The organism is Bacillus sp. z60-11 (assembly GCF_046464135.1).
Taxonomy (GTDB): Bacteria; Bacillota; Bacilli; order Bacillales; family Bacillaceae; genus Bacillus; species Bacillus sonorensis_A.
Genome location: NZ_JBIYSN010000001.1, coordinates 1 through 21,740 on the forward strand (window position 1 = coordinate 1; position 21,740 = coordinate 21,740).

Below are 21,740 nucleotides of genomic sequence, written 5' to 3' on the forward strand. Positions count from 1 at the left end.
CGGGATAAGTGCTGAAAGCATCTAAGCATGAAGCCCCCCTCAAGATGAGATTTCCCATTCCGTTAAGGAAGTAAGATCCCTGAAAGATGATCAGGTTGATAGGTCTGAGGTGGAAGTGTGGTGACACATGGAGCTGACAGATACTAATCGATCGAGGGCTTAACCAAAACTTTTGTGAATCGTCTTGAACCGTTATCTAGTTTTGAGAGAATAATTTCTCGAAAAATGCTCTTGCATTTTTCCAAATACATAGTATAATGATCTTTGTCACTAAATTGTCTGGTGATGATGGCGAAGAGGTCACACCCGTTCCCATGCCGAACACGGAAGTTAAGCTCTTCAGCGCCGATGGTAGTCGGGGGCTTCCCCCCGCGAGAGTAGGACGTCGCCAGGCAGACTCATTCCGCAGTAGCTCAGTGGTAGAGCTATCGGCTGTTAACCGATCGGTCGCAGGTTCGAATCCTGCCTGCGGAGCCATTTTATTGGAGAGCTGTCCGAGTGGTCGAAGGAGCACGATTGGAAATCGTGTAGGCGGCCAACGCCGTCTCAAGGGTTCGAATCCCTTGCTCTCCGCCACTTTTAAAAACATCTGGCCCGTTGGTCAAGTGGTTAAGACACCGCCCTTTCACGGCGGTAACACGGGTTCGAATCCCGTACGGGTCACCATTTCTTTGGACAGCATGTTGAAAAGCAGAAAGCGAGTGCCGGAACTTTTCAAAGGAAGGCATGCTAAGGGAGCAACGTCCTGTTGCAACGCATGCATTTGCACGTCCTGTGCTTCGGAGGATTAGCTCAGCTGGGAGAGCATCTGCCTTACAAGCAGAGGGTCGGCGGTTCGATCCCGTCATCCTCCACCATATCTATGAAAATCATATTATCGCGGGGTGGAGCAGTTCGGTAGCTCGTCGGGCTCATAACCCGAAGGTCGCAGGTTCAAATCCTGCCCCCGCAACCAAATTAAAATTCATTGCCAAAATGGTCCGGTAGTTCAGTTGGTTAGAATGCCTGCCTGTCACGCAGGAGGTCGCGGGTTCGAGTCCCGTCCGGACCGCCATTTAAATAAGGCTCGGTAGCTCAGTTGGTAGAGCAACGGACTGAAAATCCGTGTGTCGGCGGTTCGATTCCGTCCCGAGCCACCATTTGCCGGTCTAGCTCAATTGGTAGAGCAACTGACTTGTAATCAGTAGGTTGGGGGTTCAAGTCCTCTGGCCGGCACTGTTGTGGAGGGGTAGCGAAGTGGCTAAACGCGGCGGACTGTAAATCCGCTCCCTCAGGGTTCGGCGGTTCGAATCCGTCCCCCTCCACCATGATTTTAGGGGCATAGTTTAACGGTAGAACAGAGGTCTCCAAAACCTCCGGTGTGGGTTCGATTCCTACTGCCCCTGCCAATTTTACTTCACAATTTATGGCGGTTGTGGCGAAGTGGTTAACGCACCAGATTGTGGCTCTGGCACTCGTGGGTTCGATTCCCATCAATCGCCCTTAATATTGGGCTATAGCCAAGCGGTAAGGCAACGGACTTTGACTCCGTCATGCGCTGGTTCGAATCCAGCTAGCCCAGTTTTATCTTTCTTTAAAAAGCTGAATATGATAAAATAAGTTCATCATGAAAATGCGGAAGTAGTTCAGTGGTAGAACACCACCTTGCCAAGGTGGGGGTCGCGGGTTCGAATCCCGTCTTCCGCTCCAATTTCTTAAAATGATGGCGGCATAGCCAAGTGGTAAGGCAGAGGTCTGCAAAACCTTTATCCCCGGTTCGAATCCGGGTGTCGCCTTATTTGCCTCGTGCCGGGGTGGTGGAATTGGCAGACACACAGGACTTAAAATCCTGCGGTAGGTGACTACCGTGCCGGTTCAAGTCCGGCCCTCGGCACCATTTGCTCACACATGCCGGTGTGGCGGAATTGGCAGACGCGCACGACTCAAAATCGTGTTCCTTCGGGAGTGTCGGTTCGACCCCGACCACCGGTATCCTTTGCTCTTTTTAAGAGCCGATAAGATTTTTCGAAACGCTCATAAATGTTGATATATCAACGTTTATGAGCGTTTTGCATTATTAAAGAAGAGGCATTATTGAAATAACAAAAAGAGGCCCTCGAAAGGGCCTTTTAATCGTATTCAATAACAACAGTTTTATTTTTGGCGTTTTCGAGAAATTGTATAGTTTCTTTAACTAATTCAACTAATTCTTTTTTAAAACCGTCTGAAGTATCTAGTTTGCTTACATCAAAACTTTTCATTTGGTTTATTGTTAATTGTACATCTTCAATTACCCAAGGTGAGTCATTATACCATCCTTCTTGATAAAAGTACTCTTTGATTATTCCTTCTTTTTTAATGTTGGTATCTAATAAAGAATTTAATAAAGTCTCAAAGTATCCATTCCAAATCACGACTTTGTTTTCTCCATCAGATAAGACAATTTCAGGTTCACCCTCAAATCCATCATAAAATTTTGTATGTAACAATTCAATCAATCCTCCTTTAGGGAAAATCCCTCCCTAAAATCAACTTTATGAATCAAGATAGAAGTCGCTTGCGTTATGGACTGCCCGAAAAAGGAGTAAACTTGGAAGTGAAGCAGGTGTCTGGAGGAGTGAATGGGCGGCATATTTGAATTTTGAAATGTGCACTTATTATCGATCCGGGTTATCCGCATAGCCAATTGCAAAACACGGCCCTCTAAAAAGAGGACCGTAGTTTTTAAAAGTCCAAAATTGTAAATGGTTAATTATTCACTTCGTATTTATTACCATTGATGATAATACTTTTTGCTTCAACTAATAATAAGGCATCCCATATCTCTAATGCAAAATTAGCATTGGAGTAATATTGATTTACCCAATCTTCTTCTATTGACGAAGGCTTAATTTGTCCAATCCCATTTTTATAAAAGTCTATTGAAGTTAACTCTAAATAATCTTGGTCTTCTGTTTCATCAATTGTGTTGAATCTATCTTCACCGCTATCTTCAATGAAATACCAAGCAGATACTCCCTTAAAGATCATTTTATGTTTTGTTTCAAGACCATTGTCTATTGTCTTGAGCTCAAAACTAATCGAATTTTTCAACATATCAAATTCATACTTTTCAATAACTGCTGCCCACATTTCGTTCAGCAAAGTTACTAATCTTGTTTCCATGCTATGATCACTTTCCTTTATAAGTTTTTATCATATCTTCTATTTGTTTGAGAGAGTTATCTGTAATATCAATATGAGTAAGAGCTCTGTCATTAGAAATTTTACCGTCAAGAGTGATAGAACCTTTTCCATTAACACTGACTCTAAAGTAAGGTTTATCTCTCCCTCCAGACCCTTTATCCATGATCCTTACAGTAATTGTTTTATTGCCATTTGGTATGTTTACTTTGTATCCTTTTCCTTTAGCATTTGAAACAGAACCATTTAATTTATTTCCTATATCATCTGCTAACCCTTTAATGTTATTAACATACTTAGTACTCTTTGTGCTTTTTTCAACTTTTGAAGCTTTCTCAGCCGTTTTCTCGCCTTTTTGAACCTTAGAAATTTCCTCAGTTGATTTCGCACCTTTCTCAACCTTGGCAATTTTCTTTGCTGATTCCTCACCTTTGAATAATTTGTAACCGCGTTTTCCGTATTTAAATGCTTTTCCAAAAGGTGTGACATAAAATCCAGCTAAAAAACGATCTTTGACTGAAACGATTTCACCTGTTGCAAGGTCGTACCCAAATCCGGCTCTTACTGCATCATAAACTCCTGCAAATTCCAAACCAGTCTCTAGATATTTTTCCCATTCGCTTTTTTCAACATCTTCAGGAAGGGTGTAAGTAGGTTCTAACTTGACGATTATATTACCATCTATATAAGCTCGGTACACTGTGTCATTATAAACAGTATATTTCTTTTCTAGCTTTTCTAACTCCTCTTCACTATACACTTTCTTAGAAACTTTTTGTGTCGCTAATTTTTTTGTTCGGTCAGGGTCGGCGAGAGTATTCATTTCAGTGTCTTCTTTGTCTCCGACTTTTTTCAACATAACACCCATCGCTGTTTCTTGATTTCCACTCAGGGTATCCATCTCATCCGGCTTTAAAATCGCGCCTTTTTGATAGCTGGTTATTTCAATTTTTGGTCCGGTATACATCTTTTCGAGCCTTGAGATGTACTTTTGCATCGTCTCAAGGTCGTTTTCTGCCGTTTTGAGGGCGTTTGTCTGCTCCCTGTCAAAGGTGTGCAGCTTTTCAATCGTCTGATTGATTTCTTTCATTGCTTTTCGATTTTGTTCATGAAAATCGTTGTCGTTCAAATCCGGCAGATCGACAATATGGCTGACTTTTGCCATCGTGGCATTTGCTTTGGATACCAAGTGTTTAGTTGTTCGGTCAGCTGCATTCAAGCCCTGTTCCAATTCGTGTTCAAGAAAGGCTTGCGAAATATATCCGTTGTGATTCGGTTCAAGGGATTCCGATGCATTTTTGATTTTTTTCAGTGCTGACTGGTATTCGTCAATAAAAGATTCATAGAACTTCAAGAAAGGGGTATGACATTCTTCATAAAAGTTACGAATGGCATCGCCGCCTTTTCCTTTTAAAGCATCGTCAAGGGACGTGATTCCATCCACACTTTTTTTGACATTGGCAATTCATCTGATTGCTTTTTTAATTGTTCGAGCGTCTGGTCAATTGCATGGTGCAACGCTTGAACATCCAAGGTCTTCATGGCATTCTCCTCTAATACTAATGGTTACAATCAGTATAGAGTTTACCACTTTATAGTAGAATAATGGTGAATAAATCCTGTGCATCCATCAAAATGAATCATTTGGTTTAGGTTATTATTCCTTATCAATATCATTTGATAACTGAGGGGAAGGGGGGGACAGAATGCAACCAAACGGTTTCAAATGATGCGTGGTTTGGATGCAGATTGAATTAACGATCAAAAATACGAAAAAAATTTTAATATTTATTATAGTAATAACAAAGGGCAGGCGCTATGCCTGCTCCTTCTGTCTTTTTTCTAACGAGATTCGGTTGAGGATTTTAGGAAACTAATGAACAATGGTGAAATGACAATTACTGCAACGATTAATAAGAGTTTACTAGATATCAAATTGACAAATGTAGTATTAATTATATATAGGGCTAAAACCATTAAATAAAAAAACAAGTAAACATAACCATACATTTTTTTGCTGAATGGTTCTTTCATGTAAATCAAAAGAAATAGCCCTGCCATTAAAACAAAGAAAGTCATAGTTTCCCTTCTTTCATTTTTATTGTGGAAAAACCCCAGTTGGAACAGCTGCATATCCAAGTCCAGTAAAACGTATTCTGACACCATGCCCTTCATGTTCGTCTTGAATCATTTGACCAAAACCTACAAGTCCGCCTCCAATTACTCCGGCAATTGCACTTGCTAATTGTGTAGGCGGTACGGGTATAAACCTTGATATTGCAGCAAGACCAGTAGTTGCTCCACCCCCTGCTTTAAATGATTGATAAAGTGTTCTTGTTTCATTACAGTCAAAATAAAGATTATACCCCCACCAGTACACTTTATGACCAGATCGGCCGCAACCTTTTTTCGCCACTTTCATTTTATCATTGTTTCCATTATCAAGCGTCAGTACACTACCGTCTTTGGCTAAAATTTTAACACTAAAATCGGAGTTAATGACAGCTTCATTTTGTTTTACTAAACCGTTTAAGTATTTAATCCACTCATGAACTTCGTTTGTTACAGAGTGGGAAATACCTAGTTTAGTATACGATGGATCTAAGGTAAGAGTTCCATCTGCGTTTAATTTAAGATAAGCTTCTAACCTCTTTACATCATCCATATTCACATTTACATTTTCAAATTCTTCGCTTTTCAGCTTTTGGTTGGGTACAGAAATTCCTTTAGTTGATACAGCAGTTTCGTTATGTAATTTCTCATTATCAGTTAGTTCTGTAGCTGATGCGGCTATTGAAAAAACAGGTAAAGCCAATACTAATGTCAACAATACAACAAACACCTTAAAACCCTTGTAACCCCAATTGTTCATTATAATTACATCCTTTCCATTTATATTCCATCACATTGTACTTGAAAATTATTATTGTTTGGTGATTAAAATAAAAAAAGTTCAAAAGTAACATTTCTCTACTTTATAAGCAATACTTTAGATGTGAAATTACACTGGGTGTAACGGATTAGCATTTTCATTTTTTGAGGAGGCACATGCTGAAGTAAGCCCAACTCTTATAAGAAGGGCTCTTTTTTAAAGATAAGTCTGCCGAGATAGGACGTTTAAAGATTCGTGGGGTAATGATCAATGTTGTCATGAAGCTCTTCTTGGCCTGATGGAAAGCGAGGAAGGCTGCGGTCCCATATGTTATGAAGAGTGCGAGTTCGGATTTTATTTGACCACATTGGTCATTCATGCTATATTAAAAATGACCGATATGGTCATTTTCTGTGAAAGGAGTGAAGTGCGATTAACACAAAATTTAACAGTTTAAAGCCTGAAAAACAAGAACGCATTGTCAACGCGGCATTGACACAATTTGTACAAAGTGGCTATGAAAAAGCATCAACAAATGAAATCGTCAAGGAAGCACAAATATCTAAGGGATCGTTATTCAATTATTTCAATAATAAAAAAGATCTGTATCTTTATTTGATTGATCACGCCCTAAAAATAATTGATGGAATCTATGATGAAATAGATTTGAATGAACGTGACCTTTTTAAACGACTCAGTCAAGTCGGATTGATTAAATTAAAGATACAACAAACATACCCTTTAGTGTTTGATTTCTTAAAATCGATAGGTGAAGAACAAGCAGCAGAAGTTAAACCTGATATTGAGCAGCTAATGGGTAATATTCTGGATAATGGCTTAAATAGAATCTATGAAAATATAGATTGGTCAAAATTTCGAGAAGATGTCGATCCTGAAAAAGCACTTCATATCCTGAATTGGACAATGGTTGGTTTTGCAGAAGCTCAAATCAAGAAAATCAAGTCTTTTAAAAACGTCGGAATGGAGCATATCAACGAATGGAACAGCTATTCAAAGATACTGAAGCGTTGTTTCTATAAAGAGGGGGAAGAGTGATGAGCTTACTAAAAGTGTCCAATTTAACGAAAAAGTTTGGCAAGTTCACTGCTTTGGACGGAGTCAACTTTGAGGTGAATAAAGGTGAGGTAGTGGGCTTTATCGGTCCAAACGGTGCAGGTAAATCGACAACGATTCGAGTGTTATTAGGAATACTAAAGGCAACAAGCGGAGACGTTGAAATTTTTGACAAGGATGCCTGGCATGATGCAGTAGAAATACATAAGCGTATCGCTTATGTTCCTGGTGATGTCAATCTGTGGCCTAACTTAACTGGAGGCGAGGTCATTGATTTATTTGTGAAATTAAATGGCACAACGAACAAATCAAGACGCGAAGAGCTGATAAAAAAATTTGATTTGGATCCATCCAAAAAATGCAGAACATATTCTAAAGGAAATCGGCAAAAGGTTGCCTTAGTTGCTGCTTTTTCATCGGAGGCGGACCTTTATATTCTGGATGAACCGACATCTGGACTGGACCCGTTAATGGAAAAGGCTTTTCAGGAATGTGTGATGGATTTAAAAAGGCAAGGAAAAAGTGTATTGCTGTCGAGTCATATCTTATCAGAGGTAGAAAAGCTGTGTGATCGAGTCAGTATCATACGACAAGGAAAAATTATTGAGTCCGGCACTTTAAGCGAATTGCGCCACTTAACACGAACACAAATGCTCGTTGAAACCAAACAGCCAATTACGGGTTTACATGAACTGCAAGGAATTCATGAAATCGAAGAACGTGAACTTGTCACGTCATTTCAGGTTGATAGTGAAAAAATGGATGATGTGATGAAGCATATTAGTCAATTTGGAATCGTTAGGCTGGAAAGTGCTCCACCGACGTTAGAGGACTTATTCATGCGTCATTATGAAGGAGCGAAGAATGCGGGAGTGGGAGGTGAACGGTGATGGCGAACAATTTAGTTGCTAAAACGGTTAACCTTTCCCGTTTTATTTTCCGGCTTGATCGGATCAGGATCCCAATTTGGATCATTTCCCTTACTTTTTTTACATTGATTGTGCCAACCGCTTTTAAGGATTTGTACGGCTCTGAGCAGGAAAGAGATGGGATGGCACAGACGATGGCTAACCCTGCGATGACGGCCATGACAGGCCCAGCTGATTTAAATAACTATACGCTCGGCGTCATGACGGCACATCAAATGTTACTCATGACGGCTGCGGTGGTAGGACTGATGAGCATCCTGCTTGTCACGCGTCACACACGGGCGGATGAAGAGGATGGCCGCTTGGAAATCATGCGTTCACTGCCAATCGGGCGTCTTTCGTATTTGAATGCATCATTACTCGTCGTTACGGTGACATGTATCGGATTGGCATTGATTATTGGATGTGGGCTTTATGCACTAGGGATTGAAAGTATGGATTTGGAAGGTTCGTTATTGTACGGTACGGCATTAGGCGCTACTGGTTTATTTTTCGCTGGAGTAACAGCTGTCTTTGCGCAATTGTCGGATAGTTCGCGTGGTACGATTGGTTACTCGATTGCTGTGCTTTTGATTGCTTATCTGTTTCGGGCGATTACAGACGTTAGCAATCAGACGCTGTCATGGATTTCACCGCTGGCATGGGTAACAAAAGCAGAAGTTTACGATACGAATAATTGGTGGCCGACTGTTTTAATGATCGCTGCTTCATTGGCTCTATATATCGTTGCGAATTATTTGAATGCCATTCGTGACTTGGATCAGGGATTTTTACCATCCAAGCCTGGTAAAAAATATGCATCTCGTTTTTTGCAAAGTCCAATCAGCCTTGCTTTAAGACTGCAGCGAGTTGGAATCATATCATGGGCAATCGGTATGTATGTATTAGGTGCATCATACGGCTCTGTTTTAGGTGATCTCGAATCATTTTTTTCCGATAACGAAACGATAAAGCAGCTGCTCCAGACACATGAAGGGGGCACGTTGTTAGAACAATTCATACCGATGTTGATGATCGTCATTTCATTGCTGGCAACTGTTCCTCCGATTATGGCAGTGAATAAGCTGCGCGGTGAGGAGAAAAAAGAACGGGTCGTGCATCTGATAGGCAGAACTGTTTCACGGACAAAACTATTAGGGAGTTACTTCATCATTTCAATTGTCAATGGGTTTGTCATGATCTCGCTTGCTGCACTCGGGCTATGGTCTGCGGGGACGGCTGTGGTTGAAGGCGGATTATCTTTTGAGATGATCTTTGGAGCAGCATTCTCCTATTATCCAGCCATGCTTGTCATGATTAGTTTAGCAGTATTGCTGATCGGGTTTTACCCTAAGTTAACGAATCTCATTTGGCTTTATGTTTTTTATTCTTTTATCGTACTGTATTTAGGAGGATTATTCCAATTTCCGGACTGGGTTGGCAATATTTCTCCATTTGGCTACGTTCCGCAAATACCTGTTGAGGATTTCTCTTTCACGCCGCTGTTTTTATTAAGTATTTTTGCGATTGTGTTCACAGTAATAGGTTTTGTTGGCTTTAATAAACGGGATGTTGAAATTTAATGTGAAAGCACCTCCAATTTGTCTTAGTGGGGGTGCTTTTTATTGCTATTTTAGAGAAAGAAGAAACGGACTAAAGCATAACAAAAGAGAGCAACTTTCGAGAGGCTGGGTTAAAAAAATTTAGACGCAAATATCAGATAGATAAACTACATGAAATCAGAAGTGGCGAGAATAATGGCCCTACTTGCCGGCCAATGATATCGATCCAAAATCATAGGATTACAAACAACAAATGGATTTTTTATGATATAATGCATATGTTTTGCATTATTCAATAAAGTTGATAGTGGAGGAAATGTTATGCAATGGTATTGGAAATGTTTAAAGAACTATGCAGATTTTGAAGGGAGAGCAAGGCGAAAGGAATATTGGATGTTTTGTTTATTCAATGCCCTTATTTGTTTTACTTTATTTATACTCTCAATCATAATAGTAGGAATTTTAACCGCTGGAATTACGACAGCAGCAGGGTTTGACGGCTATCAAGTGGGATATGTCGCTGGATATGGCGGCGGAATGCTAGGATACATCCTGATCATTCTGTATCAATTGGCCGTTTTGGTGCCGTCTCTTGCTGTCGGTGTCCGCAGGCTGCATGATATCGGGAAAAGCGGCTGGTGGATATTCATTGGCTTTATTCCGCTTGTCGGTGCTATTATTTTGCTGATCTTTTACTGTCAAGATAGTGAAAAAAACGATAATCAATATGGAGTAAATCCAAAAGTAAGTTAGATGAATGGCACCCCAACGATCCAACGGTTGGGGTGTTTTTTAATGAGAGAACATCATGTACACTCCCAGTAACTTTTGAAACCAGTTCGTTCATTTCCGGATGGTTTGTTTACTTTCAGCATACGGAGGCCTGCAAGCCGACCGATCTCCAGAAAAGACAGTTGTGGATACTAAGGAGGATTATGGAGTCATGAGCTCAGAAGAAAAGGAGCGAAGGCAGAATGTGAAAATTGCTCCAATTGCATGAGCTGAGCAGGTAAAATATTCGCACAACCCCTTTGCAAAAATTGACAACTTTCTGTAAAATATGATCATAAACGGTAGAGGCAGGATGAGATATGGGAGGTTTGTCAATGAATGCGGTGGCCTCGGTGGATGTAGCCAACCTGATCAATACATGGTACGTCCATATTAAAAAGAGGGAAGTCTCCAAGGCGATAGAGCTTAGGGACAGGATAGAGAGTCTGTTTGGCGTTATGGAAGAAGATCAAGATGTATTGCTTTATTTTAATTTGCTCGACTATAGATTTAGAGTGCTAATGGAAGATGTGGCGGGAGAACCCTCACTTCCTCCCAATGCCGAGGATAAGGCTAAAACCGATAATATGTTAAGGTATTATTATTTTCTGTTCAAAGGAATGTATGAGAGTGCGAAAAATAACTACTCTCAAGCCCTCACATTTTTCAGGGTCGCGGAAAGACAGCTGGACAAGGTTGAGGATGAGATCGAAAAGGCCGAGTTTCATTATAAGCTTGGGAACCTTTATTATTTTACGAAAACAACCCTGCTCTCTTTTCATCACCTCCAAATGGCGAAAAGCATTTATCAGGCATACGGGGAATATAAGACACAATCCATAAACTGCACTGTTCTGCTGGCTTTGAATTACATAGACGACGGCCGGCTGATGAGAGCGGAAAACATGCTCAAAAGCTGTGCTGACAGGCTGATGAAGATGGGTGACAACCATTTGTTAGCCGCTGTTTATTATGATTTAGGTTTTTTAAAAATTCAAGAGGATCAGCATGAAGAAGCGCTTGAATATTTTGACCTGTCCTTTAAAACAAATGATCTTAAAAAAAACGCCCCGATTATGTATATGCAGTGTATTTATGAGTCGGCCCGATCGACTTATAAGATCGGGGAATTGGACAAAGCCATAAAGTGGGTCATATTAGGCGCTGATTTTGCGCAGAAAACAAATAATATCAACTTCTCCCTCAAGTTCTCTGTTCTCAATATCTGCTACACTGTCCCCCTTGAAGGGGCTGAGCAAGTCAAGGAACTGATTGGCAGGCTGGAAAAGAGAAAGGCTTATGTGGATATTGAAGCACTTGCAGAAGATGTGGCAAAAGTGTACAGTTCGTTAAATCATTACAAAAATTCCACATACTTCTTGGAGAAAGCGATAAAATCAAGTAAACTAACAGGAAAGGAGGTTCTTTAAAATGAAAAAACGTTCATCTAGGGGAGCAGGCTCTTAAAACCTGTAAAACAGAGGACGGCTGTTCAGCCGTCTTTTTTATTTGTATGAACCTTTTTGGGTATTGAGTATCATCAAGAAGACATCGCGAATTCACGGCATTCCCGGGCGCATTGCAGGCATGTTTGGCCGCACTTTTGCGATTGCTGGTCAGGATGCCGTAGACAATGATTTCCGCAGGCTTCGCAAATTTTGGCGCACACCGAGGCCGGCGATTTGGCAAAGCGGCTGTGCCGTGCCATATATTTAGCGGTCAGCGTGCATATATCCGCACAATCTCTAAGCATTCTCAGTTGCTCTTTTCGACGGTTTGCATCTTCCCTTGTGAGAATGTAATTTGCGGTGAATTCACAAACAGCTTCACAGTGGTGAACGGTTTTTAACACATGGCGATTTTGGATGTTCCTCATATTTGTATCATAAGGAACAGGATGACCATACATATCATTTCCCCCTTCTTTCTTCATAATATTCCTATTCATATGTGGTTGCCTATGCGTCTGACATTCTTAAGATTTTTCTTGCGCTTGTGATGAATATTCGGTACCGTTAAGTCATTGAGATTTCCCGGACATAGAGGAGCTGAAACAAGTGAAGAAACTGGTGAAGGTCAAAGGGGTTACCTTTGGAGAAGGAGCGCCGAAAATCTGTGTGCCTCTCGTCGGAAAAACGCTTGCGCAATTGAAAGAAGAAGCGGCACACATCAAGACGCTTGATGCGGATGTTGCCGAGTGGCGGGCGGATTTTTTTGAAGGTGTTGAAGACGTTGAGAAGATCGCGGAGGCTTTGGCGGAAATCCGCGCTCTTTTGCACGACATGCCGCTCATCTTTACTTTCCGCAGTGCAAGGGAAGGCGGGGAAAAGGAAGTCGGCCGGGAATATTATGTTTCTTTAAATCAGGCGGTTGTCAACACAGGGCTTGCCGATGTGATCGATATCGAGCTGTTTTATGAGGAACGCGACGTGAAAGCGCTGGTGGAAGCCGCACAGGCGAAAGATGTGTCTGTCATCATTTCCAACCATGATTTTGAGAAAACACCGTCCGTTGAAGAAATGATTTCCCGCTTGAAGAAAGCGCAAGAGCTGGGCGCGGATCTGCCAAAAATTGCTGTGATGCCTGAAACACCGGCTGATGTGCTGAAATTGCTTGAAGCGACTTATTTGATGAATGAGCACTACGCGAAGCGGCCCATAATCACGATGTCAATGGCTGGAAAAGGTGTCATCAGCCGTCTGGCCGGAGAGGTGTTTGGCTCGGCGATGACATTCGGGGCAGCCAAGAAGGCCTCTGCACCGGGGCAACTCGCCGCCGCCGATCTGAGGCGGATCATTGGCGTTTTGCACGACAATTTGTCATGACTGCAAAAGGAGCCGGCTTGTTTGAGCCGGCTCCTTCAATCTATTTGGCGCATTGTTCAATGATGTCCTTCAGCGCCTCTGCAAGCTCTCCTTTATCCTTGAGCTCTGATTCGTCAAAATGGAGGCGACATACCTCTTCACCGCCGTTATACATTTCTTCCAGCCAGCCCCGCATTCCTCTTGCGCGGCGGTCCACTTCGATGATCACATCCACCCCGTCCTCCTGCACAAGAAAAACGAGCTCCACTTCATCCAGCAGCTGACGATAGTGCGGTGTGACCGGGACAAATTCGAATTCCTGGACGAAAGGCAAACGCTTTCTGAAATATGATGCTTGCTCACAGTCCGCCTCATGAAGGCGGAATCCGAGGCTTTCAACCGTTTCTAAAATACTGTGAACCCACGGATGTGGTTTAACGAAGAGATGATCATCATCCGATTTGTCAATCCCGCCTTGTATGTCCAGGTCGGTCAATAAGAACACTTTAGCTCCTTTTATCGTAATCGGCGTGTCAAGCGGAAGAATGAATGAGAAAGAAAATTCCCGTTCTTCACCGGTTTTGATTGTAAAGGCATCTGTCACGCGGTGGGATTCAATGGTAGCGTTTTTCCAATGTTTTTCGTCTTTCTTGACGACGAGATATTCCGTCTCGAGCAATAAATCGATATACCTGATGTGCTGTTCAACATTGCCGCCTTTAACATGAACGGTTCCGCTCACCCGTTCTCCCGGGCGATATGCGCTCTTGTCCAGAATCGTATTCACTTTCGCTGAACCGATCCCGGCGCTTGCTGCAAGCTTTTTCAAAAAAGACATGTTTACCATTCCTCCTATTATTGTCGTACAAGAAATGAATACGTTTTACACAGGGCGAAAGATTCATTTTATTTTGAAATCAATAGGTCCTTTGTCTTTTCGAAGCTAAAAAACGGGAGTCTCTTAAAAAAAGCGGAAACTTTCATAGGCTTAAATCGGTTCAAACTTCACCTTTCCATCAATCACTGGATATGCTACCATAATGAAGAAATGAATAGCTTTACTAGGGGTGCCCTGTATGGGCTGAGAGAGAAACGACCGGGTTTCTTAACCCTTTGGACCTGATCTGGTTCGTACCAGCGTGGGGAAGTAAAAAGGTGTTTGCAGATGTCGGGAGATCAGACGTTCATCTGCGGATTTTACTGACTGTAAAACCAGGTTCATCAATGTGCCTGGTTTTTTTGTGCTGGTGCTGTTCTGGAGTTTCGTCTAAGATCTTTTTTAAAGAGGGGAAGGAATGTACACATGAAACAAGAGTCAGTGCAGCAAAAAAACATTAAGTTGATGTCAAGCTTTTCTGGAAGCCGAAAGGTCTATGTCGCAGGGTCCCGGCCTGACATTCAGGTGCCGATGAGAGAAATCGCCTTGAGTTCTACGACGGGATCATTTGGAGAAGAAGAAAATCAGCCTGTGCGCGTATATGACACGAGCGGTCCTTATACGGATGAACATGCGGAAGTTGATATTCTAAAAGGGCTTAAGCCTTTGCGCTCAGCCTGGATCAAAGAGCGCGGCGATACTGAGGAATATGAGGGACGGGAAGTGAAGCCTGAGGATAACGGCTATAAAAGCGGGAAGCAGGCGAATCACAGCTATCCGGGGCTGAAAAGAAAACCGCTGCGCGCCAAAAAAGGACAAAATGTCACTCAGCTTCATTATGCGAGAAAGGGGATCATCACTCCTGAAATGGAGTTTATCGCCATTCGCGAGCATGTATCTCCCGAGTTTGTCCGCGACGAAGTGGCGAGCGGCCGGGCGATCATCCCGGCAAACATCAATCATCCGGAAAGCGAGCCGATGATCATCGGCCGGAATTTCCATGTGAAAATCAATGCAAATATCGGCAATTCCGCCGTCACATCCTCGATTGAAGAAGAAGTGGAAAAAATGACGTGGGCGATCCGCTGGGGGGCCGATACCATGATGGATCTGTCCACAGGAAAGGATATTCACACGACAAGGGAATGGATTATCCGCAACTGCCCTGTGCCCGTCGGAACAGTGCCGATCTATCAGGCGCTTGAAAAAGTAAACGGCGTCGCTGAAGATTTGACGTGGGATGTTTACCGCGACACATTGATTGAACAAGCTGAGCAGGGCGTCGATTATTTTACGATTCATGCCGGTGTCCGGCTCCACTATGTGCCGCTGACGGCAAAGCGTGTCACAGGAATCGTTTCCCGCGGCGGGGCGATCATGGCGCAGTGGTGTCTCGCCCATCATGAAGAAAGCTTTCTTTACACACATTTTGAAGAGATATGCGAAATTATGAAAGCGTATGATATCGCGTTTTCACTTGGAGACGGCCTTCGACCGGGTTCGATTGCGGATGCCAATGATGAAGCGCAATTTGCCGAATTGGAAACGCTTGGCGAGCTGACGGAAATCGCCTGGAAGCATGACGTTCAGGTAATGATCGAAGGGCCGGGGCATGTACCGATGCACAAAATTAAAGAAAACGTCGATAAGCAGATGGAGATATGCAAGGAGGCGCCATTTTATACACTCGGGCCGCTGACGACAGATATCGCCCCGGGGTATGATCATATTACATCGGCGATCGGAGCGGCGATGATCGGCTGGTATGGAACGGCGATGCTTTGCTATGTCACGCCGAAAGAACATCTCGGGCTTCCGAATAAAGATGACGTCCGCGAAGGGGTCATTACATATAAAATCGCGGCCCATGCGGCTGATCTCGCCAAAGGGCATCCCGGCGCACAGATTCGCGATGATGCGTTGTCGAAAGCGCGCTTTGAATTTCGCTGGCGCGATCAGTTCAACCTCTCACTTGATCCGGAAAGAGCGCTTGCGTTTCACGATGAGACGCTCCCCGCTGAAGGGGCAAAGACGGCGCATTTTTGCTCGATGTGCGGGCCGAAGTTTTGCAGCATGAGGATCTCCCAGGATATTCGCGACTACGCCAAGGAAAACAACCTTGATGAAGAAGCGGCGATTGAAAAAGGACTTGAAGAGAAGGCGAAGGAATTTAAAAAGGCCGGCGGTCAAATTTACAGCTAAATACAAGGTCATGGACAGATGAAGGGGGAACCTTTCATCTGTTTTTTTATAAAATAGGGTTGACAGGTCGGAATAATATGAATTAGTATATTATGTAATATTTAGGAAAGTTCTATCAGCGCTGATCGGTCAACCGAAGGCTCTTATCTCGTTTGGGATAAGAGCTTTTTATTTTATTCTGCAAAGAAAGCGGGGAATATGATGTCTTTATCAATTCGTGTAAACGAAAAAATGTTTGCAAGCGGCGGCCGGAAAGCCAACGCGCTTCAAGGTGTTAAGCTTGCAGTCGATAGCGGAGAATTTCTTACCGTTATCGGACCAAGCGGCTGCGGCAAAAGTACACTGCTGAAAATCATTGCCGGCCTGGACCGGGATTATGATGGCAGAATCAGCATGAATGGCAGGGAAATAACGTCCCCGGGGATTCGTCAAGGCTTTATATTTCAAGAACATCGACTTTTTCCGTGGATGACGGTTGAGCAAAATATTGCCGCAGATTTAAGCCTAAAAGAAACATCCGTTAGAAAAAAAGTCGATGAATGGATTGAAACCGTACGGCTAAAAGGTGCTGAGAAACTGTATCCGCGCGAGCTTTCCGGCGGGATGGCACAAAGGGTTGCCATTGCCAGAGCATTGCTGAGGGAGCCGGAGGTTCTTTTGCTCGATGAACCTTTTGGCGCTTTGGACGCATTTACGAGAAAGCATTTGCAGGATGTGCTGACAGAGATATGGCGAGAGAAAAAAATGACGATGATCCTGGTGACCCATGATATTGACGAGTCCGTGTATTTAGCCAACCGGATAGCGGTCTTCACCGCAAGGCCGGGAAGAATCCACAAGCTGATTCCGGTTGATTTGCCTTTTCCTCGTAATAGAACATCACCCGTTTTTCAGTCCATCAGACAAAAAGTACTCAAAGAATTTGAAAAAACGGAAGAGTACAGTTTTCAAGAAGGCTCGGGGATTTGACAGAAAGGATGGGATCTGGTGAAACAAATGAAGGTATATATGGTGGGCTTATTTATGCTGCTCACGGGCTGCTCAGCAACAGAATCAAACGAGAGCGGAAACAATTTGAAAGAAATTCGCATCGGTGTACAGCAAAGTTTAAGCCCTTTGCTGTTAGCAAAAGAAAAAGGCTGGTTTGAAAAGGAGTTTGCCGAAGAAGGAATTAAAGTCAAATGGACGGAGTTTCAAAGCGGTCCGCCTCAGTTTGAAGGGATCGCCGCTGCCAAAATTGATTTTTCCCAGGTGGGGAATTCGCCGGTGATCGCAGGACAGGCGGCAGGGATTAACTTTAAGGAAATCGCCCTTTCACAGGATGGTTTAAAGGCAAACGGCATCCTCGTTAAAAAAGGGAGCGGTATAAAAAATATTAAAGACTTGAAAGGAAAGAAGGTGGCGGTTGCCAAAGGAAGCAGCGGTTTTGATTTTCTGTATCAAGCCTTTGACAAGGCGGGCTTGAAGCCTTCTGATGTCAACGTCATTCAGCTTCAGCCGGATGAAGCGATGCCCGCTTTTGAGAGTGGAGCTGTTGATGCATGGTCGATTTGGGAACCGTTCCTTTCGCTAAAAACGATCAAAAGCGATGCCGACATTTTGGTTGACGGGGAAACAATCAACCGTTATTCTCCCGGATTTACGCTTGTGCGGAGCGAATTTGCCGATCGGCATCCGGAAGAAGTGGTCCGCTTTCTGGAGGTGTACGACAAAGCGGTGAAGTGGCAGAAGAGCCATAAAAAAGAAGCGGTTGAAACCTATTCGAAAATTAAAAACATCGACAAAGAAGTCGTTGAAAACGTATTGAAAAACACTGAACCATTAAATGAACCCATCAGTGAAAACATCGTCAAAACACAGCAGGAGACAGCCGATTTTCAATATAGATTAAAAGCGATCAACAAAAAGATTGACGTAAGAAAAGTGGTTGACAACTCATTCATTGAAGAAGCGCAAAAGGCGACTAGTGAAGGAGGGAAACAAGATTGAAGACAGTTTCGCCGAATGCTGCGGTATTAAAATCAAAAGCAGCTAAACACAAGCTGAATACAGCTGTCTTTACAAAGGGAAAAGGTTTTGTACTGCCAGTTATCATCATCTTATTGTGGCAGTTGGCTGGTACACTTGGCTTGATATCAAAAACCGTGCTCCCCGCGCCTCTTGATATATTGCTGACATTCGGAGACCTCATCGCTGCCGGAGAGTTTTTTACCCATATCGGCATCAGTATTCAACGGGCAGCTCTCGGGTTTTTTCTGGGGGCCGGACTCGGTCTTGTGCTGGGGCTTACGATTGGTTTCTCAAAGGCAGCGGAAGATTTTCTGGATCCGTCTCTGCAAATGCTCAGAACCGTCCCTCATCTGGCGGTTACGCCATTGTTTATTTTATGGTTTGGATTTGATGAGATATCAAAGGTTTTGCTGATTGCTTTGGGCGCTTTTTTTCCGGTTTATATCAATACATTTTCAGGGATCAGGGGAGTGGATTTAAAGCTGTTCGATGTCGCAAGGGTTCTGGAGTTTCATTGGTTTAAACAGGTGACAAAGCTGATTCTCCCCGCTTCACTTCCAAATATCCTTTTAGGAATACGCTTGTCTCTCGGTGTATCTTGGCTTGGCCTTGTTGTTGCCGAGCTTATGGGGTCAAGCGCAGGAGTCGGATATATGATCATGGATGCCAGACAATTTTCGCAGACTGACCGAGTGTTTGTCGGAATTTTGATTTTCGCAGCTGTCGGTAAATTAACGGATTCTCTTGTCAAAGTATTGGAAAGAAAAGCCTTGAAATGGAGAAGCAGCTATCAAGGAAATCATAAGTAAAGGAGAGATTGGTTTGGACATTTTATGGTTTATTCCTACACATGGTGACGGACATTATCTCGGTACAAAAGCGGGCGGCAGAGCTGCTGACTACACTTATTTTAAGCAGGTGGCCCAAGCGGCGGACAGACTAGGGTATACGGGTGTTCTCCTGCCGACAGGGAAATCGTGCGAAGATCCGTGGATAACAGCGGCCGCTTTAGCCGCTGTCACGAACGACTTGAAATTTTTAGTTGCCCTCAGGCCTGGTTTAATGCAGCCTTCTGTCGCTGCACGGATGTCCTCCACACTTGACCGCCTTTCAGAAGGGCGGCTTCTTGTCAACGTAGTTGCCGGCGGAGATCCGTATGAGCTGGCGGGAGACGGCCTTTTTATCAGTCATGATGAACGGTATGAAGCGGCAAATGAATTTTTGGAAATATGGCGTTCCTTCTTAAAAGGGATGGTCGTGAACTACAATGGGAAGCACCTTCGGTCGGAAAATGGGCATTTGTTGTTTGAACCGGTTCAAAATCCGCATCCGCCAATCTATTTTGGCGGGTCGTCTAAAGCGGGACAGGAGACTGCGGCAAAGCATGCGGATGTTTATTTAACATGGGGCGAGCCGCCATTTCTCGTAAAAGAAAAAATTCGATCCGTTACGGAGCTGGCTAAAAAAGAAGGTCGGACCGTTCGTTTTGGTATTCGGCTGCATGTCATTGTAAGAGAAAGCGAAAAAGAGGCTTGGCAAGCGGCAGACAAACTGATCAGCCGCTTGGATGAGGAAACAATTCATACTGCTCAAAAGGTAATGAGCCGCATGGATTCAACAGGACAGCGGAGAATGGTTGAGCTCCATCGCGGCAGCAAAAACAATCTCGAAATCAGCCCTAATCTCTGGGCGGGAATCGGCCTTGTCAGAGGCGGAGCCGGGACGGCGCTTGTCGGTGACCCCAAAACGGTAGCCAGCAAGATAAAAGAATATGCCGATCTTGGCATTGAGACGTTCATTTTTTCGGGATATCCACATCTTGAAGAAGCATACCATTTTGCAGAGCTTGTTTTTCCTTTGCTGCCATTTCGGGTGAAGCGTGGAAAAGCAGCTGTCGGCGAAGCCATAGGAAATGACCGCTTTCCGTCACAGACACAATGAAAATTCGTGCACCAAAAAAACTCCAGGCTGCTGGAGTTTTTGATATTATTTATGTTTTTGAAATGACAGCATATATGACAAGTGCTGAATGACGATCAACACGAAGATGACGATGATCGGAAAGTACGGGATATCGGCTTGAATAAACGGATAAAAAATCATCGCGAGCGCTGCGACAGGCATTGCGAAATACAGGACGATATAAGAAGTGCGGCACGCTTTGGCGGTGATCATCTGCTCCCTTTCATCCTGTTCCTTAAATTCGTCCGGGATGGATAGAAGGTTTTGTTTGCGGGAGCCTTTTTTCTCCAAATAAGAGTAGACCGCAAGGACCGCAGCAAACAGAAGGATGGGAATCGGGTTAAAAACAAAATACAGTTCAGAATCGCTTGTTTTCAGGCTTCTGGCAATTTGTTCAGCTGCTTTAAAAAACGTGATAAACGTCCAGCATGCCAGTCCGAAAAGCACAATGTGAAAAAGGGTCCTCGTTTTCATATTCATTCAGTTTTTCCCTCCTCTAACCAAAAGACATCTTCCATTTTTAATTGAAACTCCTCGCAAATTTTCAATGCCAATAGGAGCGATGGTATGTAATTGCCTTTTTCAATCGCCGCTACGGTTTGTCTCGTGACCCCGACAGCTTTTGCCAGCCCTTCTTGTGAATATCCGTATCTGGCCCTCAGCTCTCTGACTCTGTTGTTCATCTTACCACCTGCAATTCTTCGTTTATATAGTATATTTGACATATTGTTAAATAGACTAGACATAATGTTAAATCAATTTTACAATGTAATCAACATCTTTTGATCTAGGTTTGGAAGATGTGCAACCGTAATATTTAAATTTATACATAAAATTAACAAAAATGGAATAGATAAAATAGAACCATCTAAGGCTTGGGAAATAGGGTCTTTATGGTTATTTTATTGTTTGGATTGCGGATGGGGATGCGCCTTATTTTCTGCTCCTTATTTCCTACTATGCTAGAAAACAGCCTGTTTGATTGAACAAAGGAAAGAAAAGCGAAAAAGGTTGAAAATTGAGAGAAATTGACCATGTGGCAGACATACTAGAGTCATATGCGGGAAGAAGTCTGATTACAGAGGATATGAATAGGACAATGGTTGGGAAAAGAGGGGCGTGTTTAAATAAATAGTTGGAAGGTAGTGTTTGTGAAATAGGAAAATTCATAGATTTCAGTATGAATTTGGGTATGTTACGCTTTGGTTACTTGATAGAAAGGAGGGGGAAAAATGACATACGCAGCTCCGCAGGTTGATTATTCTGTCAATCCGGCGATTGAAGACCAGGCTTGGTTCCTAGTGTTTATTGCGGTCCTATTGGCTCTTGGTGCAACTGTTGTGCTCGGCGCGGCGGTATGGTGTCTCGCTAACGGCCACGGCAGCTTCACGGGATCCGTCAAATGGGTCAGCGGTTTGCAGGTCAAAATTGAATGTAGGTAGCTATACTTACGTATCTGTTCACATCAAAAGACATAACTTTACCGGGACTTATCCGTCTGTGGGGGGCGGTTAAGTCCTCCCTACCATTTATATT

Annotated in this window: 19 protein-coding genes, 16 tRNA genes, 2 rRNA genes, 1 pseudogene and 1 riboswitch; of the genes and pseudogenes, 30 read left to right on the top strand and 8 right to left on the bottom strand. The window is 43.3% G+C overall.

Features of this window, described 5'->3' with window-relative positions; all coding sequences use genetic code 11:
- The 18 genes from ACINLD_RS00005 to ACINLD_RS00090 form a co-directional block, all read left to right on the top strand.
- Positions 1–167: ribosomal RNA gene (locus ACINLD_RS00005) — 23S ribosomal RNA — on the top strand; the annotation flags it as partial.
- 111 nt (positions 168–278) lie between these two features.
- Positions 279–394 (top strand): 5S ribosomal RNA (rrf, locus tag ACINLD_RS00010).
- 8 nt (positions 395–402) lie between these two features.
- Positions 403–477 (top strand) — tRNA-Asn (locus ACINLD_RS00015).
- A gap of 7 nt (positions 478–484) precedes the next feature.
- A tRNA-Ser gene (locus tag ACINLD_RS00020) sits at positions 485–576 on the top strand.
- 15 nt (positions 577–591) lie between these two features.
- Positions 592–666, top strand: a tRNA-Glu gene (locus ACINLD_RS00025).
- 115 nt (positions 667–781) lie between these two features.
- A tRNA-Val gene (locus ACINLD_RS00030) sits at positions 782–857 on the top strand.
- 21 nt (positions 858–878) lie between these two features.
- A tRNA-Met gene (locus ACINLD_RS00035) sits at positions 879–955 on the top strand.
- 22 nt (positions 956–977) lie between these two features.
- Positions 978–1,054: transfer RNA gene (locus ACINLD_RS00040), tRNA-Asp, on the top strand.
- A gap of 9 nt (positions 1,055–1,063) precedes the next feature.
- Positions 1,064–1,139 (top strand) — tRNA-Phe (locus ACINLD_RS00045).
- A 3-nt stretch (positions 1,140–1,142) separates the two neighbouring features.
- A tRNA-Thr gene (locus ACINLD_RS00050) sits at positions 1,143–1,215 on the top strand.
- 7 nt (positions 1,216–1,222) lie between these two features.
- Positions 1,223–1,307 (top strand) — tRNA-Tyr (locus tag ACINLD_RS00055).
- 7 nt (positions 1,308–1,314) lie between these two features.
- A tRNA-Trp gene (locus ACINLD_RS00060) sits at positions 1,315–1,388 on the top strand.
- Positions 1,389–1,408: 20 nt separating this feature from the next.
- Positions 1,409–1,481 (top strand) — tRNA-His (locus tag ACINLD_RS00065).
- An 8-nt stretch (positions 1,482–1,489) separates the two neighbouring features.
- A tRNA-Gln gene (locus tag ACINLD_RS00070) sits at positions 1,490–1,561 on the top strand.
- 53 nt (positions 1,562–1,614) lie between these two features.
- Positions 1,615–1,689, top strand: a tRNA-Gly gene (locus tag ACINLD_RS00075).
- 15 nt (positions 1,690–1,704) lie between these two features.
- Positions 1,705–1,775: transfer RNA gene (locus ACINLD_RS00080), tRNA-Cys, on the top strand.
- 12 nt (positions 1,776–1,787) lie between these two features.
- Positions 1,788–1,876, top strand: a tRNA-Leu gene (locus tag ACINLD_RS00085).
- A 13-nt stretch (positions 1,877–1,889) separates the two neighbouring features.
- Positions 1,890–1,971 (top strand) — tRNA-Leu (locus ACINLD_RS00090).
- A gap of 137 nt (positions 1,972–2,108) precedes the next feature.
- Here ACINLD_RS00090 and ACINLD_RS00095 read toward each other — a convergent pair.
- The 4 genes and pseudogenes from ACINLD_RS00095 to ACINLD_RS00110 form a co-directional block, all read right to left on the bottom strand.
- The gene (locus ACINLD_RS00095) at positions 2,109–2,468 is read right to left on the bottom strand and encodes a hypothetical protein (protein ID WP_026586114.1); all 360 of its coding nucleotides are present in this window, start codon (positions 2,466–2,468) and stop codon (positions 2,109–2,111) included.
- A gap of 259 nt (positions 2,469–2,727) precedes the next feature.
- The gene (locus ACINLD_RS00100) at positions 2,728–3,144 is read right to left on the bottom strand and encodes a hypothetical protein (protein WP_077737162.1); all 417 of its coding nucleotides are present in this window, start codon (positions 3,142–3,144) and stop codon (positions 2,728–2,730) included.
- A 421-nt stretch (positions 3,145–3,565) separates the two neighbouring features.
- A pseudogene (locus ACINLD_RS00105) lies at positions 3,566–4,704 on the bottom strand (T7SS effector LXG polymorphic toxin); the annotation flags it as partial.
- A gap of 556 nt (positions 4,705–5,260) precedes the next feature.
- Positions 5,261–6,034 (bottom strand): hypothetical protein, encoded by a 774-nt coding sequence (locus tag ACINLD_RS00110; protein WP_256860467.1) that lies wholly within the window; start codon positions 6,032–6,034, stop codon positions 5,261–5,263.
- A 477-nt stretch (positions 6,035–6,511) separates the two neighbouring features.
- On the opposite strand from ACINLD_RS00110, the gene ACINLD_RS00115 reads away from it, so the two are divergent.
- The 5 genes from ACINLD_RS00115 to ACINLD_RS00135 all read left to right on the top strand — a co-directional run bounded on the left by ACINLD_RS00115 (position 6,512) and on the right by ACINLD_RS00135 (position 11,779).
- Positions 6,512–7,090 carry a TetR/AcrR family transcriptional regulator gene (locus tag ACINLD_RS00115; protein WP_268884453.1) on the top strand — a complete coding sequence of 193 codons (579 nt, stop codon included), beginning with the start codon at positions 6,512–6,514 and terminating at the stop codon, positions 7,088–7,090.
- Positions 7,090–7,998, top strand: a complete 909-nt coding sequence (locus ACINLD_RS00120; protein ID WP_077737161.1) for an ABC transporter ATP-binding protein — start codon at positions 7,090–7,092, stop codon at positions 7,996–7,998. The genes ACINLD_RS00115 and ACINLD_RS00120 overlap by 1 nt, the downstream gene beginning before the upstream one ends.
- The gene (locus ACINLD_RS00125; RefSeq protein WP_409445072.1) at positions 7,998–9,599 is read left to right on the top strand and encodes an ABC transporter permease; all 1,602 of its coding nucleotides are present in this window, start codon (positions 7,998–8,000) and stop codon (positions 9,597–9,599) included. Before ACINLD_RS00120 ends, ACINLD_RS00125 begins: the two co-directional genes overlap by 1 nt.
- 300 nt (positions 9,600–9,899) lie before the next feature.
- The gene (locus tag ACINLD_RS00130) at positions 9,900–10,331 is read left to right on the top strand and encodes a DUF805 domain-containing protein (protein ID WP_026586121.1); all 432 of its coding nucleotides are present in this window, start codon (positions 9,900–9,902) and stop codon (positions 10,329–10,331) included.
- Positions 10,332–10,684: 353 nt separating this feature from the next.
- Positions 10,685–11,779 (top strand): aspartate phosphatase, encoded by a 1,095-nt coding sequence (locus ACINLD_RS00135; RefSeq protein WP_077737156.1) that lies wholly within the window; start codon positions 10,685–10,687, stop codon positions 11,777–11,779.
- A 110-nt stretch (positions 11,780–11,889) separates the two neighbouring features.
- Here the strand turns inward: ACINLD_RS00135 and ACINLD_RS00140 are convergent, their stop codons facing one another.
- The gene (locus ACINLD_RS00140) at positions 11,890–12,258 is read right to left on the bottom strand and encodes a four-helix bundle copper-binding protein (RefSeq protein ID WP_409445070.1); all 369 of its coding nucleotides are present in this window, start codon (positions 12,256–12,258) and stop codon (positions 11,890–11,892) included.
- Positions 12,259–12,406: 148 nt separating this feature from the next.
- On the opposite strand from ACINLD_RS00140, the gene aroD reads away from it, so the two are divergent.
- On the top strand, positions 12,407–13,174 hold the full coding sequence (aroD, locus tag ACINLD_RS00145; protein WP_026586124.1) for a type I 3-dehydroquinate dehydratase: 768 nt from the start codon (positions 12,407–12,409) through the stop codon (positions 13,172–13,174).
- A gap of 40 nt (positions 13,175–13,214) precedes the next feature.
- Here aroD and ACINLD_RS00150 read toward each other — a convergent pair whose 3' ends face one another.
- The gene (locus tag ACINLD_RS00150) at positions 13,215–13,991 is read right to left on the bottom strand and encodes a sporulation protein (protein WP_409445068.1); all 777 of its coding nucleotides are present in this window, start codon (positions 13,989–13,991) and stop codon (positions 13,215–13,217) included.
- Positions 13,992–14,206: 215 nt separating this feature from the next.
- Positions 14,207–14,316, top strand: a riboswitch (TPP riboswitch).
- A gap of 140 nt (positions 14,317–14,456) precedes the next feature.
- Between ACINLD_RS00150 and thiC the strand changes: the two genes are divergently transcribed.
- The 5 genes from thiC (at position 14,457) to ssuD (ending at position 20,183) form a co-directional block, all read left to right on the top strand.
- Positions 14,457–16,232, top strand: coding sequence for a phosphomethylpyrimidine synthase ThiC (thiC, locus tag ACINLD_RS00155; RefSeq protein ID WP_026586126.1), 1,776 nt, complete (start codon positions 14,457–14,459; stop codon positions 16,230–16,232).
- 201 nt (positions 16,233–16,433) lie between these two features.
- Positions 16,434–17,201 carry an ABC transporter ATP-binding protein gene (locus tag ACINLD_RS00160; protein WP_026586127.1) on the top strand — a complete coding sequence of 256 codons (768 nt, stop codon included), beginning with the start codon at positions 16,434–16,436 and terminating at the stop codon, positions 17,199–17,201.
- Between the two features lie 18 nt (positions 17,202–17,219).
- Positions 17,220–18,221, top strand: a complete 1,002-nt coding sequence (locus tag ACINLD_RS00165) for an aliphatic sulfonate ABC transporter substrate-binding protein (RefSeq protein ID WP_409445066.1) — start codon at positions 17,220–17,222, stop codon at positions 18,219–18,221.
- 53 nt (positions 18,222–18,274) lie between these two features.
- Positions 18,275–19,051, top strand: coding sequence for an ABC transporter permease (locus ACINLD_RS00170; protein ID WP_152520986.1), 777 nt, complete (start codon positions 18,275–18,277; stop codon positions 19,049–19,051).
- A gap of 13 nt (positions 19,052–19,064) precedes the next feature.
- A complete protein-coding gene (gene ssuD / locus ACINLD_RS00175; protein WP_409445064.1) occupies positions 19,065–20,183 on the top strand; it encodes an FMNH2-dependent alkanesulfonate monooxygenase in 1,119 nt (372 codons plus the stop codon).
- Positions 20,184–20,228: 45 nt separating this feature from the next.
- Here the strand turns inward: ssuD and ACINLD_RS00180 are convergent, their stop codons facing one another.
- On the bottom strand, positions 20,229–20,684 hold the full coding sequence (locus tag ACINLD_RS00180; RefSeq protein ID WP_026586131.1) for a hypothetical protein: 456 nt from the start codon (positions 20,682–20,684) through the stop codon (positions 20,229–20,231).
- Positions 20,681–20,887, bottom strand: coding sequence for a helix-turn-helix transcriptional regulator (locus ACINLD_RS00185; protein WP_026586132.1), 207 nt, complete (start codon positions 20,885–20,887; stop codon positions 20,681–20,683). Before ACINLD_RS00185 ends, ACINLD_RS00180 begins: the two co-directional genes overlap by 4 nt.
- Before the next feature lie 549 nt (positions 20,888–21,436).
- On the opposite strand from ACINLD_RS00185, the gene ACINLD_RS00190 reads away from it, so the two are divergent.
- Positions 21,437–21,646: a hypothetical protein gene (locus ACINLD_RS00190; RefSeq protein WP_026586133.1), complete on the top strand. Its 210-nt coding sequence runs from the start codon at positions 21,437–21,439 to the stop codon at positions 21,644–21,646.
- The last annotated feature ends 94 nt before the right edge of the window (positions 21,647–21,740 follow it).

Excerpts from the sequence above, each read along its gene's own strand:
- ACINLD_RS00100 (WP_077737162.1), bottom strand. The coding sequence starts at position 3,144 with ATGGAAACAAGATTAGTAACTTTGCTGAACGAAATGTGGGCAGCAGTT.
- ACINLD_RS00110 (WP_256860467.1), bottom strand. The coding sequence starts at position 6,034 with ATGAACAATTGGGGTTACAAGGGTTTTAAGGTGTTTGTTGTATTGTTG.
- ACINLD_RS00120 (WP_077737161.1), top strand. The coding sequence starts at position 7,090 with ATGAGCTTACTAAAAGTGTCCAATTTAACGAAAAAGTTTGGCAAGTTC.
- ACINLD_RS00125 (WP_409445072.1), top strand. The coding sequence starts at position 7,998 with ATGGCGAACAATTTAGTTGCTAAAACGGTTAACCTTTCCCGTTTTATT.
- ACINLD_RS00130 (WP_026586121.1), top strand. The coding sequence starts at position 9,900 with ATGCAATGGTATTGGAAATGTTTAAAGAACTATGCAGATTTTGAAGGG.
- ACINLD_RS00135 (WP_077737156.1), top strand. The coding sequence starts at position 10,685 with ATGAATGCGGTGGCCTCGGTGGATGTAGCCAACCTGATCAATACATGG.
- ACINLD_RS00140 (WP_409445070.1), bottom strand. The coding sequence starts at position 12,258 with ATGTATGGTCATCCTGTTCCTTATGATACAAATATGAGGAACATCCAA.
- ACINLD_RS00150 (WP_409445068.1), bottom strand. The coding sequence starts at position 13,991 with ATGTCTTTTTTGAAAAAGCTTGCAGCAAGCGCCGGGATCGGTTCAGCG.
- thiC (WP_026586126.1), top strand. The coding sequence starts at position 14,457 with ATGAAACAAGAGTCAGTGCAGCAAAAAAACATTAAGTTGATGTCAAGC.
- ACINLD_RS00160 (WP_026586127.1), top strand. The coding sequence starts at position 16,434 with ATGTCTTTATCAATTCGTGTAAACGAAAAAATGTTTGCAAGCGGCGGC.
- ACINLD_RS00180 (WP_026586131.1), bottom strand. The coding sequence starts at position 20,684 with ATGAATATGAAAACGAGGACCCTTTTTCACATTGTGCTTTTCGGACTG.
- ACINLD_RS00185 (WP_026586132.1), bottom strand. The coding sequence starts at position 20,887 with ATGAACAACAGAGTCAGAGAGCTGAGGGCCAGATACGGATATTCACAA.
- ACINLD_RS00190 (WP_026586133.1), top strand. The coding sequence starts at position 21,437 with ATGACATACGCAGCTCCGCAGGTTGATTATTCTGTCAATCCGGCGATT.